The sequence below is a fragment of the Corynebacterium heidelbergense genome (genome assembly GCF_028609845.1).
GTDB classification, from domain to species: Bacteria; Actinomycetota; Actinomycetes; order Mycobacteriales; family Mycobacteriaceae; genus Corynebacterium; species Corynebacterium heidelbergense.
This window is the reverse complement of the sequence record NZ_CP063191.1, coordinates 1,611,385-1,626,851: the sequence shown is the minus strand read 5'-3', so window position 1 is coordinate 1,626,851 and position 15,467 is coordinate 1,611,385. Positions and strand designations below refer to the sequence as shown.

Annotated in this window: 17 protein-coding genes; all 17 read left to right on the top strand. The window is 66.9% G+C overall.

What is annotated here, in order from left to right:
• Positions 1 to 1,500, top strand: coding sequence for a hypothetical protein (locus tag CHEID_RS07120; protein ID WP_146743842.1), 1,500 nt, complete (start codon positions 1 to 3; stop codon positions 1,498 to 1,500).
• Complete coding sequence (locus tag CHEID_RS07115) at positions 1,500 to 2,900, top strand: phage portal protein (protein WP_112769251.1); 1,401 nt, start codon at positions 1,500 to 1,502, stop codon at positions 2,898 to 2,900. The genes CHEID_RS07120 and CHEID_RS07115 overlap by 1 nt, the downstream gene beginning before the upstream one ends.
• Positions 2,884 to 4,023 (top strand): VG15 protein, encoded by a 1,140-nt coding sequence (locus CHEID_RS07110; protein WP_112769252.1) that lies wholly within the window; start codon positions 2,884 to 2,886, stop codon positions 4,021 to 4,023. Before CHEID_RS07115 ends, CHEID_RS07110 begins: the two co-directional genes overlap by 17 nt.
• Positions 4,024 to 4,085: 62 nt before the next feature.
• Positions 4,086 to 4,682, top strand: a complete 597-nt coding sequence (locus CHEID_RS07105) for a hypothetical protein (RefSeq protein ID WP_112769253.1) — start codon at positions 4,086 to 4,088, stop codon at positions 4,680 to 4,682.
• 6 nt (positions 4,683 to 4,688) lie between these two features.
• A complete protein-coding gene (locus CHEID_RS07100) occupies positions 4,689 to 5,765 on the top strand; it encodes a hypothetical protein (RefSeq protein WP_112769254.1) in 1,077 nt (358 codons plus the stop codon).
• Positions 5,766 to 5,850: 85 nt separating this feature from the next.
• The gene (locus tag CHEID_RS07095) at positions 5,851 to 6,315 is read left to right on the top strand and encodes a hypothetical protein (RefSeq protein WP_112769255.1); all 465 of its coding nucleotides are present in this window, start codon (positions 5,851 to 5,853) and stop codon (positions 6,313 to 6,315) included.
• Positions 6,316 to 6,693 (top strand): hypothetical protein, encoded by a 378-nt coding sequence (locus CHEID_RS07090; RefSeq protein ID WP_112769256.1) that lies wholly within the window; start codon positions 6,316 to 6,318, stop codon positions 6,691 to 6,693.
• Positions 6,677 to 6,991 carry a DUF5403 family protein gene (locus CHEID_RS07085; protein WP_112769257.1) on the top strand — a complete coding sequence of 105 codons (315 nt, stop codon included), beginning with the start codon at positions 6,677 to 6,679 and terminating at the stop codon, positions 6,989 to 6,991. Before CHEID_RS07090 ends, CHEID_RS07085 begins: the two co-directional genes overlap by 17 nt.
• Positions 6,988 to 7,407: a hypothetical protein gene (locus CHEID_RS07080; protein WP_112769258.1), complete on the top strand. Its 420-nt coding sequence runs from the start codon at positions 6,988 to 6,990 to the stop codon at positions 7,405 to 7,407. Before CHEID_RS07085 ends, CHEID_RS07080 begins: the two co-directional genes overlap by 4 nt.
• On the top strand, positions 7,407 to 7,997 hold the full coding sequence (locus tag CHEID_RS07075; protein ID WP_112769259.1) for a phage tail tube protein: 591 nt from the start codon (positions 7,407 to 7,409) through the stop codon (positions 7,995 to 7,997). Before CHEID_RS07080 ends, CHEID_RS07075 begins: the two co-directional genes overlap by 1 nt.
• 84 nt (positions 7,998 to 8,081) lie before the next feature.
• On the top strand, positions 8,082 to 8,561 hold the full coding sequence (locus CHEID_RS07070) for a hypothetical protein (protein WP_112769260.1): 480 nt from the start codon (positions 8,082 to 8,084) through the stop codon (positions 8,559 to 8,561).
• Positions 8,562 to 8,647: 86 nt separating this feature from the next.
• A complete protein-coding gene (locus CHEID_RS07065) occupies positions 8,648 to 8,962 on the top strand; it encodes a hypothetical protein (RefSeq protein WP_112769261.1) in 315 nt (104 codons plus the stop codon).
• A 3-nt stretch (positions 8,963 to 8,965) separates the two neighbouring features.
• Entirely contained in the window at positions 8,966 to 11,872 is a 2,907-nt protein-coding gene (locus CHEID_RS07060) for a phage tail protein (RefSeq protein WP_112769262.1), read from the top strand.
• Entirely contained in the window at positions 11,872 to 12,759 is an 888-nt protein-coding gene (locus CHEID_RS07055; RefSeq protein ID WP_112769263.1) for a hypothetical protein, read from the top strand. The genes CHEID_RS07060 and CHEID_RS07055 overlap by 1 nt, the downstream gene beginning before the upstream one ends.
• A gap of 12 nt (positions 12,760 to 12,771) precedes the next feature.
• A complete protein-coding gene (locus CHEID_RS07050; protein WP_112769264.1) occupies positions 12,772 to 13,977 on the top strand; it encodes a Gp37-like protein in 1,206 nt (401 codons plus the stop codon).
• 6 nt (positions 13,978 to 13,983) lie between these two features.
• The gene (locus CHEID_RS07045) at positions 13,984 to 15,090 is read left to right on the top strand and encodes a hypothetical protein (protein WP_112769265.1); all 1,107 of its coding nucleotides are present in this window, start codon (positions 13,984 to 13,986) and stop codon (positions 15,088 to 15,090) included.
• A gap of 2 nt (positions 15,091 to 15,092) precedes the next feature.
• Positions 15,093 to 15,368: a hypothetical protein gene (locus tag CHEID_RS07040; protein WP_112769266.1), complete on the top strand. Its 276-nt coding sequence runs from the start codon at positions 15,093 to 15,095 to the stop codon at positions 15,366 to 15,368.
• Positions 15,369 to 15,467: the final 99 nt, after the last annotated feature.

Genomic DNA, 15,467 nt, shown 5'->3' with positions numbered 1-15,467 from the left:
GTGGCGGATCATCGTCTGGTGGTGCCTGGCTCGTCGATGGTGCCGGTGTCGGAGCCGGTGGGGGTGCAGGTCCCGCCAATTTTCCACGCCCCGGAGTGGTCGGAGTCGTCGGGGGAGGACGCGGTTGATCTGGCGGGCGCGTTGGGCATGGATTTACTGCCGTGGCAGCAGCTGGTGTTGCGGAATGCCCTGGGGGAGGACCAGCGGGGCCGGTGGGCCGCGTTCCAGGTAGCGCTGGTGGTGCCTCGGCAGAACGGGAAGAACTTCATCGTGCGCGCCCGGCTCCTCGCCGGCCTTTTCCTGTTCGGTGAGGAGCGCTTGGTCCACACGGCGCACGTCTTCAAGACGGCGCACAACGAGTACGAGGCGCTGCGGGAGATCATCGAGCGCACCCCGTGGCTGCTGGACCAGGTCAAGGCGATGCCGGATAGCCGGGAGACTGCGATCATCTTGAAGGACGGGCGCAGGATTGATTTCTTGGCGCGGTCGTCGCGGGCGTCTGGCCGTGGTCTGCAGGGTGACTGCGTGATCCTGGACGAGGCTTTTGCCCTGTCGTCGAAGCTGGTGTCGGACCTTCTTCCGACGTTGTCGTCGCGGCCGTCTCCGCAGGTGTGGTACACCTCCTCGACTGGCTTCGACTACTCGGAGACGCTGTTGAAGGTGCGGGAGAAGGCGACGAAGACGCCGGAGGAGAACCGCCGCCTGCTGTACATGGAGTGGTCGGCGGACGTGAACAAGCTGGACTGGCGTTCCGTGGACGCGGTCGCGGCGTCGAACCCGTCGTTGGGCTACCTGCAGGACTGGGAGTGGATTAAAGAGGCCGAGCTGGATGTGATGGGGGAGGAGGAGTATCAGCGGGAGCGGCTGGGGGTGTGGGCGGATGCGTCGTCGGCTGCGGCGATCGGGGTGGACGTGTGGGCCCGCTCGTTCGTCACCGCGGAGGGGATGATCGGGGCGAAGGTGAAGCGCAGGTCGTTGGCGTTGGAGGTCACTGCGGATCGTGATCTTGCGGTGCTCGCGGGCGCGGCGCTGTTGCGTGATGGGCGGGTGGTGGTGGACATCATCGCGGCGAAGCCTGGGGTCGCGTGGATTCAGGATGAGTGCCGCCGCGTGTCGAAGAAGCACCGCCCCCATGCGGGCATCGTAATCGATAGCTTCTCTGGTGCTGCTGCCCTGGCGCCGAGGTTGGCGGAGGCTGGGGTGCCTGTGTCGTTGGCCGCGACGCGGGATATTACGCAGGGCACTGCGGCGCTGTATGACCGGCTGGTGCGGGAGGACGAGTCGGGGGCGCCGGACCCGTCGGTGATGCACGGGGAGCATCCGCTGCTCGATGATGCTGCGCACACGGCGCGGCGGCGGCTGGTGGGCACGTCGAAAACCGCCTGGACGTGGCAGCAGTTTGGTGAGGTGAGGGTTGAGCCGCTGCGGGCGATCACGCTCGCGCTGCGGGGATTGGACATGGAGCCAGTGGTCAAGAAGAAACGAGGATTAGCCGCGTGATGTTCGAGGAGATCAGGGACGTTTTCGACCGTCTGCAGGCGGTGCTGGTCCGCCAGCAGCGGGAATGCGCGGCCGTGGACTCGTGGCTCCGCCCGGAATTGGTGGCGGGGTTTGAGCTGCCCGCGAAGGCGACGCGGGAGCATCACGCGCTGCGGGCGCTGTCCCGCACCCCGTGGCTCCGCCTCGTCGTCGACAACGTCGTGCAGGCGATGTACGTCGACAACGTCGTCGGTGAGGACGGGCGGATCGACGAGCTGTGGGGGCTGTGGAACGCCAACCACATGAGGGCCCAGCAGATCAGTAATCACCGGGCGATGGTGTCGTATGGGCATTCGTATGCGATCGTCACCCCGGCGACGCTGCGGGGCGAGGATTCGGCGAAGATCCGGTTCTTCTCGCCGCGTCGGGTGGCGGTGGAGTACGCGGATTTGGGGGTGGACCCGTACCCGTCGGCGGCGTTGGAGCTGCTGGGTGCAGCGGGGGAGCGTGAGCGGTACGTGCTGCGGTTGCCGGGGGTGGAGCACGTGTTGTCGATGCGGCGGGCCGCGTCGGAGCTGCCCGAGGTCGTGGAGTCGTTCGAGACGGGCCTCGACTACGTGCCCGTGGTGCGGTTCTGCAACCAGTTGGACCTAGACGGGCGCGTGATTGGCGAAGTGGAGCCGTTCATCCCGTCGGCGAAGCGGATCAACAAGACGGCCTACGATCGGCTGTTGGCGCAGCACTACAACAGCTGGAAGGTGAAGACCGCCACCGGGCTGGAGATGCCGGAGGTGCTCGACGAGGACGGCGACGGCACGGGCGTCGTTGACCAGCGGAAGGCGGACGAGCTGAAGATGCGGCTGGCGCAGGAGGACATCCTCACCGGCGGCGCCGAGGTCAAGTTCGGCACCCTGGACGCGACCGCTTTGGATCCTTTCGTGGCGTCGTGGCGGGCGGATATCGAGGGGCTGGCAGCGGTGTCGCAGACCCCGGCGCACGCCTTAACCGGGCAGCTAGTGAACCTGTCGGCGGAAGCACTCGCGGCGGCGCGGGCCCCGCTGACGCAGAAGGTTTACGAGCGGCAGCAGAACGCGGGGGCGTCGTACTCGAATTTGCTGCGGGTGGCGGCGATGATCGCGGGCTACGACGACCTGGCGGATGACGATCTGGTGCGGGTGACTTGGCAGGACATGGAGATCCGGTCGATGGCGCAGGCCGTGGACGCTTTGGGTAAGGCGGCGCAGATGCTGCGGGTGCCTGCTCGGGCGCTGTGGCCGATGATCCCGGGGGTGGAGTCCGCCGACGTGCAGGAGTGGGAGAAGCAGGCCGACCTGGAGGAGGAGTCCGACCCGCTGCGGGTGGCGATGAACCGGCGGGCGGAGTCCACGATCAGCGGAGTGACCGGTGGCCAGGACTCTTAAGGGCGAGCAGCTTACGGAGGAGCACCGGCAGCAGCAGGTGACGATCGCCGGGCAGGTCGCGGAGGCGATCAGGCGGTTGTTCCGCCGGACGGTGGATTGGGAGGACATCGACCAGTCGGCGGAGGTGTTCGCCCGTGAGGCGGCGCCGGTTGTGGCGCAGTACCGGCTGGCGTCGCGGCTGCGGTCGATTGACTACGTCGAGGCGTTCCGGGCGGCGGAGGCGATCGGTCGGGACGTGGAGGGGGTGGAGTACCCGGAGGATGGGCTGGATGTGGCAGATATCGCGGCGGAGTTGCTGCGGTCGACGCGGGGCGCGATGAAGTCCGTGGCGAAGAAGGGCTACGGCGCTTCCGATGGGATGGACCGTGGGGAGATGGCGGCGACGGGGCGTGCGGAGAAGATCGCCGGTGATGGGGGGCGCAGCGTCGTCGAGGCGGAGGTTAGGCAGGGCCGTCAGGCTGTGGGGTACGCGCGGGTCGCGGACGCGGATCCGTGCCCTTTCTGCGCGATGCTCGCCTCTCGTGGGGTGTACCGGATGGGGCAGGAGGCGGAGGGGGCAGGCCTGTACCACCGGGGAAGCTTCATCGCGTCGAACGCGCGGTTCGCCGGTGACGGGGAGTTCAAGGTCCACGACGGGTGCTGCTGCACGCTGGAGCCGGTGTACCGCGTGGATGGGAAGCTGAGGCTCCCGGGTAATGGGGATGAGCTGGCTAGGGAGTGGGCGCAGGTCGCTGCGGGGCAGCCGGATCCGTGGCTGGCGTGGCAGCGGTGGCGGCAGTCAGGCACCTTGCCGGAGAACTACGACGGACCCTTGGACTCGAAACCGCGCCGCGCGCCGGTGAGGGGCCAGGCCACGGGCGTGAAGAAGCGGCCGGTGCCGCAGAAGCCGTCGGAGAGGGCGCGGAAGCGCGGCGTGGGCGCCCGGGCGGATTGGACGTCGCAGGACTACCTGGACCACGCGGAGGAGCTCGCGGTGCGGGCGAACCGCGTGCAGGAGGAACTCGCCGCACTTTTGGAGGCCGGGCAGACGGGTTTTGACGCGCCGGTGGTGCACCTTGAGGAGGAGCACAAAGCGCTGCTGTCGCGGATCGCGAGGTACCGGAAGAAGGCCCGCACTATGTAGGCGACACCTGGCCGTGGTGCTGGGTGAGATGACAACTCGACTGCCAGGAGCACAGAGACCCCATGCCCGACCAGACCACAACCACACACACCAACGACGGAGACACCATCGCGGAGAAGGCTACTAGCCAGGAGGTAGAGGCCACCGCTGGTGACGCTGACCAGTCCACCGACTCACGTGCCGAGCGCACGGAGACGCGGGGCATGCCCACCCCGAAGGACGTGGCGGAGGCCACGACCGACAGCGGCGACGAATCCGACGAGGACGAGCAGGACACCGACGACAGCGGCGACGCTGACTCGGATGGCGATTCTGACCAGTCCCCGGAGGACGTCAAGAAGCTGTTGGCGAAGATTCGGAAGAGCAACCGTGAGGCGCAGAAGCTTCGGGAGCGCGCGACGAACGCGGAGCGGGAGCTAGGACAGCTCCGGGCGGCGATGCAGACCGGCCTGCCGCTCGAGATGGCCACCCGACTGCGGGGTTCCACCCCCGAGGAGCTGAAGCAAGACGCGGAAAGCCTATTGCAGGTCGTGTCCTCACGGCGGCGCGCCCCAGGCTGGGGCCCCGACGATGGTGTGTGGCGTGGTGATGGGCGGGCCACTCGCCCAGAAGACGAGCTGGACCTCGACAAGGTCGGCTCACGAATCTACGGAGGATAAACCCTTATGGCTGCACCGCAGCATCTCCTGTACACCCCCGAGCAGGCGGCTCGCTCTACTCTGGCCGCCACCAAGTACCAGTCCACCCTCGCGCGGCTCGTGTCCACCGACTTCTCCGCCGAGTTCACCGCTGGTCGCGGTGCGACGGTGACGGTGAAGCGACCGATCATGATCGACAAGGCCCGCGTGTACACGCAGTCCGATCGTGACGCCGAGAACGCCATCACCTACTCCAACCTGTACGAGCCGTACACCAGCGTCCGGCTCACCGACCAGATCTACAACGCGGTGAAGCTGCCGGACGATTTCGCTACCTTCACGCTGACCGATCTCGAGGCGCAGGTCATCGCCCCCATGGCGGAGTCCGTCGCCGAGCAGATCAACCGCGCCGTGGCAACCGCCCTCGGCGGCGTGACCGATGGCCTGTCCGCCCTGGACAAGACCAACAAGCCGTACGTCGGCACCAACGGGACCGGTTACGACACGATCCAGGCCCTCCGGGAGGCAGGGACCGAGTTCGCTGGTTTCGGCGCCAAGGACAACATTTCTGTGACCGCAGCCAACCTGACTGCGACCTACAAGAGGGATGTCCTTCCGACGATCCGCGCAGCTCACCAGCTGCTGTCCCAGCGCGGCGTGTCTCTGATGAACCGCGTGCTGGTTGTGGGCGCGAACTGGGAGGCCGCGCTCCTCGACACCGCTCAGCTGCAGAAGGTCAACGAGGCCGGCGACGGTGGTGGCCTGCTCCGCCAGGCGACGCTGGGGAGCCTGTATGGCTTCACCATCGTGGCGGACTACACCATCGACGCGAACGCGGCGTACGCCTTCCAGCGTGACGGGATCATCCTCGCGACCCGCACCACGGCCCTGCCGCGCGGCGCAGCTTTCGCTGCGACCACCGCTGCCCAGGGCTTCACCATGCGGTACCTGCAGGACTACGACCCGGACCACCTGACGGACCGCGCCGTCGTGGACACCTTCGCTGGCGCCAGCGTTGTTGACGCCCAGCGCATCGTGAAGCTGAAGGGTGCCGCGACCATCACCGAGGACGCACCGGCCCCCGCTAGCTCCGGCACCGCCTAGCAGCTAGGGACGGTTTAGGCCCGCCCCATGCCCACAGCATTGTGGCCGTGGGCGGGCCTTCCGCGTACACGAAAGGACACAGATCGTGACTGCACCGCAGGACCGCATCCGCCTGGTCGACCTCGCCGATCTCGAGCGGTCCCTGACCTCCGACTCGGGCCCGATCGACCACGGCCTTGCCGCGTGGGTGATCGAGGTGGTCTCGGCGGCGGCGCTGGATATCACCCGCCGGGACTGGGCGTCGAGCATGGACGTGCCGCCCGGGGCGATGGCGGTCCTCGCGTTGGCCTGCCGCCGCCTCTACACCAACCCCGACCGGTACACGCGGGAGGCGGAGGGGGATTACTCCTACGGCCTGGACCCGTCCGTCACCAGCGCCGATATCTTCACCGCGTCGGAGCGGGCGACGCTGCGGGAGTACCGTGGCGCGCGCCGCAGCACCGGGCTGGGCACCGTCTCGACGTACCGGGGTGACCTTGGTACGACGGGCACCCGCTACGTGCCGGATGGTACCGAGTTCAGGTTCCCCTGGTACGCGGAGGGGGAGTAGATGGGGCTGCGATCGAACACGTCCGCCACCGATCGTGTTGTGGTGGTGCTGCGGGAGATGCGGCCCGGAAAGCGGGGCGTGGACGTGCCCACCGAGATCGGGCGGGTTTCGTGCCTGGGCCGGATGCAGGAGTCCACGTCGACGGACGTGCAGGCGTACGCGGCGGCGGGTGAGACTGGTGTGCTGAACCTGAAGCGGTTCTACACGCGGGTGTTCCCTGGTGATGATCTATCGCAGGTCATCGACGCTGATGGGGTGCTGTGGAATGTGGTGGGGGAGCCGAAGCGGCACCGTGGGTCGCGGGGTACCGCCCGTGACGTGGTCGCCCTGCGGCAGTCCGGGGTTCGGCGGGGGGTGCGTGATGGCCACGGTCTATAAGGGCACCGGCACCAAGATCGCCAGATTGGCAGGCATCCAGCCCCTCCTTGATGAGGCGGCGGCGGGGATCCTCGCGCGGGCGGAAAGCAATGCTGCGGCGCACCACCGGACGGGCCGGTACTCGAATGCTTTCGTTGTGAAGCCGGCGCGGGGCCGTAGCGGGGTGATGGACCGGCTCGTGACGAACACGCACCCCGCGTCCGCTGCTATCGAGTTCGGGCACTTCGCGGCGACGAAGAGCGGGAAGGCCGGCCGGTACGTGCCGGGACAGCACAATCTGCGGAGGGCGATCGGATGACGAACCAACCACACCACCAGCGGATCGACCCGGCACTTGTCGTACGGGAAGGGCTGATCCGCGCCGGTACGGGCCACTCTGTTCAGCTTGGGAGGGACGCCACCTACACCGGCGAGGAGGTGGTCACAGTCGTCGACATCACCAACGCCGCCCCGATCGGCGGGCAACCGGGTCAGCGGTGGGCATTCCGCGTGGAGGTATCCCTGGTCACCACCGGCCCGGACTATGACGCGGCTGCGGAGGGGGCGTGGGCAGTGGCGGACGCGATGCTGTCGCTGTCCGTGGTCGATGGCGTGCGGGTCTCTAGCGTGATCTGTGACAGCGAGCCGGTCCGACTGTCGCCACACACTCCTACTGGGGCGGAGGCCCTGGTCTCTCGATACTCCGCGATCATGCGGAGGGAAGGAATTGCCTGATGGGCGCATACAAGGATGATGCGGTCCTAATCCCGGGTCGTGGCGCGGTGCTGATCGCGCCCGTCGGGACGGAGCCGCCGACCGCTGACGCGATCAACACCTGGGTAGCTGACGGTGCGGTCGGTCAGCTGGGTGCATACTCCCCGCTGGGGTACACCAGCGAAGACGACCTGCCGAAATTCAACACCGACACCGACGGTGGTGAGACGAAGGGGGCGTGGGAGAACTCTGCGTTGCGGATGACGAAGACGAAGATCACCGATTCGATCTCGGTCATCCCGATTCAGTGGACCGAGGAGCCGCTGACGCACCGCTTCGGCCCGGGCCGCGTCGTCGGCGCTGACGGCCGGTTCGAGATGCCGCAGGTGTACTCGTCCACGGACGTGGCGATGTTGGTGCTGCTGATCGAGGGTGATGGGGCAGTCGGTATCCACTACTACAAGACCAGCACGTCCCCGGATGACAGCATCGAGCTGGACCCGGAGAAGTTCGCTGGCATGCCCGTGAAGTACACGGTCATGAGCATCACGGGTAAGCCAAAGGGCAACGTGATCGCCCAGTGGCTGAAGTCCACTCCTGTGGGCGGTTAGTCGCGTTCCGGCTCTTGGTGGGTGTGTGCTGCGCATGATGGCGCGGTACATGCCCCCTTTTTTTCTTTGTGAGGAGACCAGACTGTGACCAGCCCCGCCGAGTCCGCTGCTGACCATGCCGACCGTGCCACCGCCACGGCTACTGACTACGCCCCGCAGGCCCCTGTGGATGCCACCCCGGACGAAACGCCCGCGCTCGCGTCGGTCGGGCCCGAGTACGCCGCCACGTCGCCGGGCGGGGAGCGGTCGACCGTAAACCTCGATGGCCTACCCGCGTTCCGGTCGATGCAGGGCACTCTGCCGTCCGCCCGGTTCCACGTGAAGAGGCAGATGATGGAGATTCAGGCACTGATGCCCGAGTCGTGGAAGGACGGCGACGTCAGCGAGGAGGATGTGCTCGCCGACGTGGACAAGGTCGACGAGCTGTTCTCCAAGGCGGAGGCAATGCTGCTCGACCGGGCTAAGGACCGCGCCGAGATGGAGCGGTGGCTGTGCGCCCAGGAGAACGGCGAACAAGCGTTGATGGACGCTTTCAGCGTGATGGCGGAGCAACTGGGAAACTAATCGCCCTGCATGAGCAGGTAGAACTCTTCGGTAGCGCGCTAGTCCCAGACTTCCAGGAGCACTACCACCTACGGCTGACGGAGGTGGTGGCGCGGTGGCATCCGGCGGAGGTTCTACTGCTCATCGCAGGGCTACCAGCATCATCGCGGTACGCCGCCCGGATCCAGGGGTACGCGGGTGGCCGTGGGTGGACAGACCAGGACTACCTCCTGTTCGACCTGCGTAACGGCGTGGAGGCGCTGCGGGTGATGTACGCCTCCCAGGGGAAGGGAAAGCGCCCGAAGTTCCGAGAGTGGCATGACTACCCCGGGCGGGTAGCGCAGAAGCGTCGCGAAAGGGCCAAGCGGTTCGCCCAGCTTCGTAGCCTGGCTGGGGATGATGGACGAGCGGAGCTGAGGTAGATCATGGCAGGACCAGGTGGCGTAGAGGTAGGGCGCGCGTCTGTCCGCGTCCTACCGGACACCTCGAAATTCGCGGCGTCCCTGAAGAAGTACCTCGACCGGATCGAGAAGACTACCCGCCTGCAGGTGAAGCTCGAGGCGGACGAGCGGGGACTAGCCCAGTCGGTGAACCGGGCGGTGCGATCGGCGGAGGCTGCGTCGCGCGACCTGCAGGTGGGGATGGATACCGACGCGTCGAGGTTGGTGGGGTCGGCTCGTCGGGCCGTGTCGGAGGCGCAGGCAGCGGCGGGTGACATCGACGTGAAGATGAACGTCGACCGCTCGTTCGCTGACCGGCTGGCCGGTGCGTTCGGGGCGTTCGGCTCTTCTGCTCGCGGAGCGCTCACCGGGGTCGTGGGGAGCCTCGGGCAGATGACGGCGATTGCCGGGGCGGCTACTGTCGCCGTGGCTGGTATCGCCGCTCCGGTCGCTGCGATCGGCACCGCTGCAGCCCAGGCGCTCGTGCCGATCGGGGCTCTAGGTCTGGCGATGGGCCCGGCTGCGCTCGGGTCCGCCGCAATGGCTATTGGCACCCTGAAAATGGCCATGTCTGGCATGGGCGATGCCCTCAAAGCCGCCGACCCGGCCGCGTTCGCCGAGGCGATCAAGGACATGCCGCCCGCTGCCCAAGCTGGGGCTACGGCGCTTTTCGGCTTGAAGAATGAGCTGAAGGGCATCAAGGAGCAGGTCCAGCAGAATTTCTGGGCCAACCTGACGAACATCGGCGATCTTGCGGCGCTCATTGGGCCTGTTCGGTCGGCGATGTCGGGTCTGGCTTCCGACATGGGCACCGCAGCGTCCAACCTCGTGAGCTTCGTATCCAGGGGGCAAGGCCTTGCGGCGTTTACGCAGCTCCTCGACGGGTCCCGCGCCGCAGCCGGGGCGATGTCGTATGCCTTCGCAGACATCGCCAAGGGCGTGCTGCTAATTGGGGCGACCGCCGCGCCGATCTTCGCGGAGCTGACGCAGAAATTCCAGGCCGTTGCGCAGGGCTGGTCCCAGTCCATGCAGACCGCCTTTGCGGATGGGTCGATGGCGGCGTTCTTCGATAGTGCCGTGCAGAAAGCGTCGCAGCTGTGGACCGTCGTCCAGCAGCTCGGCAGCATCGTCGGCGGCGTGTTCTCCGCAATGAGCAGCGCGGGGATGCCGTTCCTCGGCGTGATCGGGCAAGCCATCGCCGCGACCAGCCGGTGGGTGCAGAGCGCTCAGGGCATGTCGGCCATGACCAGCTTCTTCAGCTCAATGTCCACCGCCGTAGCTGCGGTTCTGCCGATCTTCGGGCAGCTAGCTGGCATCATCACCGGGACTGTCGCGCCCGCGATCGCGGGACTAGTGACCACACTCGCCCCAGCCATCTCCACCATCGTCGACGGGCTAGGTCAGGGCCTGGCATCCATCGCCCCAGCTATCCAGCCGCTGGGCGCCGCGCTGGCGTCTCTAGCCCCGATGATTTCGACCCTGCTGTCGTCGCTTGGGCAGGGTCTGGCGGCGCTGGCCCCGGCGTTTCAGCCCCTGGCATCGGCGATCAGCGCGATCGGCATGGCCATCGCCCCGATCCTCCCCGTGCTGGGGCAGCTGATCGCTCAAATCGTCGCTGGCCTGGCCCCTGCGGTGCAGGCGCTCGCGCCGGTCATCTCCGTGGTGGGGCAGATCTTCAGCACGCTCGCGCCCATCATCGGGCAGATCGCGCAGATCATCGGAACGGTCCTCGCATCTGCCCTGCAGGCACTCACGCCCCTGTTCCAGCTCCTGGGGCAGGCGGTGCAGATGGTCGCCCCTTACCTGCAGCAAATGGCGGAGCTAATCGGCGGGGCATTGCAGCAGGCAATCTCGATGATCGCCCCGCTCGTGCCGCAGATCGCGGCCGCGTTCATGCAGCTGCTGCAGGCCCTCATGCCGCTGCTACCGGCGATCATCCAGATCGCGGGGATCCTGATCGGCGCGCTCATGCCCGTGTTGATGCAGATCCTGCCGATCATCATCAACCTCGCGACGACAATAATCAGCGCGCTCGTGCCGGTGATCAACGCGCTGATGCCCGCCATCATCTCGCTTGCGACGGCGTTCGCGAACATCATCGCGGCGATCATGCCGGTGATCTCCATCGTCCTGCAGGTGGTGGGGGTGTTCCTCCAGCTAGCGGCGGTGATCATCGGCTTCGTGGCGCAGGCCGTCGCCGCAATCATTTCCTTTGTGGCGATTGTGATTGCCGGGTTCGTGAACCTCGTGGCGACGGTCATTGGCGTGGTCGCCGGGTGGGTGTCGGCGATCCTCGGTTTCTTCACCAACCTCGCATCATCGGCGATTGCTAAGGCCACGCAGATGTGGGCGTCGGTCAGCAACGCGTTCGCCAGCGGAGTTAATCAAGCCGTGACGTGGGTGGCTGGTCTTCCTGGTAGGGCGGTCGCGGCCCTCGGCAACGTGGGGTCCCTGCTGGCTTCCTCGGGTCGTGCCCTGGTCCAGGGTTTCATCGACGGCATCCTCTCCATGGTCGGGAGCGTCGCTAGCGCCGCTGGCAAGGTCGTCAGCGCCGCGAGAAATCTGTTTCCGTTCTCACCTGCGAAGACCGGCCCATTCTCGGGGCGGGGATGGGTACTGTACTCCGGGCGGAGCCTCGGCACCGCCTTCGCCGCAGGTATCGACGACACCATCGGGCAGGCCGCGGCCTCGTCAAGCCGGCTCATGCAAGCCGCGTCTGCGAACTTATCCGGGTACAAGGCGGACGTGTCCGCCCTCGGTGGTCCTGGGGCGCGAGTGGGCGCGGACTACTCCGTGTCGATCGGCACGATCGTCGCCGCCGACCCGAATAAACCGATCCGGGAAGCGGAAGAAATGCAGCTCAAGGCGAGGATTCGAGGAGGCGGCGCGTAATGGCCGAGCACCTGACCGTGGAATGGATCGACCACCGGGGGAAAAAATGGGACCTCACGTCCGGCACCGAGGGGGTGCTCCTCGACGTGGATCAATCCGATTTCACCCTCTCGCCGATCGAACACACCTACGTGCGTGGCGGGTCGCAGTGGGCTGGGGCGCAGGTCAAGCGCGCCGAACCGTCTCTCAAAGTCCTCGTCGCCGACCAAAAGACGGGCACGGAGTACTACCGCCTCGCCGACGAGTGGTGGTCGCTGGCGAACAGCCCGTTCGACATGGGTGTACTCCGCGTCACTCGGTCTGATGGGGAGGTGCGGGAGCTCGCCGCACGGCTGCGGGACACCCCCGGCACCGAATACCCGTACGACCCGGGCGCCGGACTCGACGACACCCCGGGTGAGGCGTGGCTACTGACCAGCCCCTCGTCGTACTGGTCCGGACCGGAGCAGTCAGTCCGATTCGCCTCCGACGTCGTCGCCGGGGAGGGGGAGCCGTTCTACGGCACGCGGGGCTACGGGTGGCCCCTGTACATCGCGTCCGCCACCGCAGCGACCGATCTTTTCATCGCCAATTCTGGGCAGGGACCGGTGTGGCTGACGTGGACACTCGTCGGGCCGCTAACCAGCGTCCGGTTCGGCGTGGAGGGTGGCGTCCTCGCCTACGACGGGGCGATCCCCTCCGGCGAGCAGGTAGTGGTGTCGACTGCCCCGGGCGACCGATACGCGATCGAGGCGGGCAGTGGGGAGAACAGGTACGGGAAGCTGTCGGGAACGTTCGCGCCGATGCCGGTGGGTGACCGTATCCCGCTGACCATCACCGCCGAGGGCATGACAGCCGATAGTGCTGTGATCGTGACGGCCCGCGAGCAGTTCGCGCGCCCGTTCTAGGAGGAGTGGCTGATGGCGACGATGTACAACACCTCGCGGGGTCCGACATGGGACCCGATGGTGGTGGAGATTTGGCCGTGGGACGGCGACGGGCCCGTGGGGCGCCTCGAGTTGTCGGAGAAGATCGAGGTGACGTGGGCTGATCGCGGCTCTGGGACGGTCCTTATCGAATCGCCGCTCACGGACCTGACCCGGTCTCTGATCCCCGCTGATGGTGCGATGCTGGTTGTGGTGAACCTGAACGGGAAGAGGCATGTTTCCTCGGTGGTGGAGGCTGTGCCGTTTGCCGAGTCGGATCAGATCCACGACGTGCGGATCAGGGTGGCGACCGCGTCCCCATGGTCGATGCTCGAGGGGCAGCTGATACCGCCCGTGCCGGACCAGCCGCTGTCGCTGCAGCAGTCCGCCGAGGAGTTCGTGCTGACGGGGCCGGTGGAGACGGTGGTGAAGCGCCTGGTGCAGCTCGGCGCCGCGCGGTTGGGCCACCCCATCCAGGTGCAGCCGGATACCGGGCGGGGCCCGACGGTCACTGTCCGGTCGAGGAACGACTCGGTATCCGACCTCGTCGACAAGGCGCTGGCTGGCACCGGCTACCGGCTGCGCCTAGATGCGTGGCTCCCGGGTGACGGCCCGGTGGGTGACCTGCCGCTGACACGTCCGACGATCATCGCCGACGTGCAGCCGTACCGGCGGCAGCCCGGCCTGGTGTGGTCCGCCCGGGCGGAGGAGCTGGAGAAATGGCAGTTGAGGCACACGCGGGCCACGGCGACGAGGATGATCGTGGGTGATAAGGGGGAGAAAACCGCCCAGAAGTTCGTGGAGGTGGTCGCGGATGACGAGCCGGGCTCACCGTGGGCCCGGAGGGAGGGGTACACCTCCGCCAGCTCGGATGGCGACGACCTGCAGCAGGTGGGTCTGGACGAACTCGCGAAAACGGGGCCCGTCGTGTCGGCGGACATCGCAGCAAGCCCGGCTGCTGTGTGGGAGTTCGGCTCCGATGGGCTGTACCCGCGCCAATACGACGTGGGCGACTACGCCAGCGTCGAGCTTGAGGGTATCGGGTCGATCGAGCAGGTGATCACGGAGGTGACGGCGACGCTCACGCCGGTGTCGCTAACCGTCGTCCCGAAGGTGGCTACCCCTGATACTCGTGAGCGAGATTTATACAGCACGGTCCTGGACCTCGATAAGCGCCTGGGCCAGCAGCAGCGGAGGTAGCAGCGTATGGCGATCACGGCCCTGGCCACATCGAACACGACGATCGGCCCGGCGCAGTACGCGGACATGTCCCAGATCCTCACCGCCCGGTTCAAGGTTGACTCGCCGAATGACCTGCGCCCGTCGGCGGGGTCGAGCCGGACCGTGTCCGTGTCATCGGGCGCCGGTTTCGCTGGGGGTACGAGGATCCGATCGACGGGTACGGAAACCATCTCGTGCGACTCGCAGTCGTCGGGGTCCCGCTGGGACGCGATCGTCATCCGCATTGATTGGAGTTCGGCGACGCAGCGGCTTGCGGTGGTGAAGGGCACCTCGTCCACCGTTCCGGTGAACACCAGCTCGGCGCCGAACACGGCCCAAATTAACCGCATCCCGGGGGTGCTGTACGACGCGCTCGTGTGCGTGGTGCAGGTCAACGCAGGGTCGACGACCGTCGCGAATTTGACGGATTACCGGACGTGGGGCGGCGACGGTGGCCCGCTGCGTGTCACTGACGCGGCGCTGTCATCCCCTTCGCTCCTGGATGCCCGCCCGGGCACGTGGATCGCCACCGACCAGGGGAAGCTAACGAAGCGGCTCGATGATGACGGGGTGTGGCGGTCTGTGGGTACGCAGTCCAACCCCTGGAAACTGTGGACGCCGACGCTGCGGTTCTACGGCACGGGGGTACCGAATGGAACCTCGGGCGGGACCGTCGCTGGCTTGGGTAACGGCGGCAGCGCGTCCGGCCGGTACCGGATCGTCGATGGGCTCCTCGACGGCTACATTTACGTCCAGCCGGGGTCGACCGGTGCGACGTACGGTGATGGGCCTATGACAGTGGACCTGCCGATGGCCTGCGCCTCCTGGCAGGAGGACACCTGGTCGATGGGGCATTTGTTCACCTTCGGGTACGGCGGCGACGGTAACTACGACTGGCATGCCGAGCTGCTTGTGAAGAAGGGGTGGAACAGGGGCCAGATGTTCACCAACGCCCGCATCGACGATGCCCGCCTGTGGCCCTACCAGTGCCAACGGCCCAATGGCGGGCCGGGGTCCGGCACCCCGTTCATCGCGAATGGCTACCCGGTTGGCACCTGGACGTTTCACGTCACCTACCCCGTGGACGTGTAGCCATGTGGACGCCGTACACGTGGGAGCCAGTCGACCGGCACGGGCTCCCATTCCGGGCGACCTTCTTCCTCAAGGAGGGGGCGCGCGTTGAGGAGATGGTGGCGATTCTCGGCGGTAAAAGGTTTCCGTTCACGCTGACGGAGGGCGGAGCGGAGCTGGTGATACCGCCGTCCGAGATGTCTCAAATCGACGATCGGTCCCCCGCAGAGATCAGAGTCAAGGTAGCGGGCATGTGGACTGTGCTTTGCGAAGGACATCTGGTGAGGAGGGTGCTGTGACATCGGGGCCGATGGTGGTGAACGGAGTCATGGTGGTCCCATCTGCGGGCCCGATAGGGCCCCCCGGTGAGCCCGGACCTGCTGGGCCACCTGGAGCCG

Coding starts and splice junctions, on each gene's coding strand:
- CHEID_RS07055 (WP_112769263.1), top strand. CDS start 11,872: ATGGCCGAGCACCTGACCGTGGAATGGATCGACCACCGGGGGAAAAAA.
- CHEID_RS07040 (WP_112769266.1), top strand. CDS start 15,093: ATGTGGACGCCGTACACGTGGGAGCCAGTCGACCGGCACGGGCTCCCA.
- CHEID_RS07115 (WP_112769251.1), top strand. CDS start 1,500: ATGTTCGAGGAGATCAGGGACGTTTTCGACCGTCTGCAGGCGGTGCTG.
- CHEID_RS07085 (WP_112769257.1), top strand. CDS start 6,677: ATGGCCACGGTCTATAAGGGCACCGGCACCAAGATCGCCAGATTGGCA.
- CHEID_RS07050 (WP_112769264.1), top strand. CDS start 12,772: ATGGCGACGATGTACAACACCTCGCGGGGTCCGACATGGGACCCGATG.
- CHEID_RS07060 (WP_112769262.1), top strand. CDS start 8,966: ATGGCAGGACCAGGTGGCGTAGAGGTAGGGCGCGCGTCTGTCCGCGTC.
- CHEID_RS07105 (WP_112769253.1), top strand. CDS start 4,086: ATGCCCGACCAGACCACAACCACACACACCAACGACGGAGACACCATC.
- CHEID_RS07080 (WP_112769258.1), top strand. CDS start 6,988: ATGACGAACCAACCACACCACCAGCGGATCGACCCGGCACTTGTCGTA.
- CHEID_RS07090 (WP_112769256.1), top strand. CDS start 6,316: ATGGGGCTGCGATCGAACACGTCCGCCACCGATCGTGTTGTGGTGGTG.
- CHEID_RS07075 (WP_112769259.1), top strand. CDS start 7,407: ATGGGCGCATACAAGGATGATGCGGTCCTAATCCCGGGTCGTGGCGCG.
- CHEID_RS07045 (WP_112769265.1), top strand. CDS start 13,984: ATGGCGATCACGGCCCTGGCCACATCGAACACGACGATCGGCCCGGCG.
- CHEID_RS07100 (WP_112769254.1), top strand. CDS start 4,689: ATGGCTGCACCGCAGCATCTCCTGTACACCCCCGAGCAGGCGGCTCGC.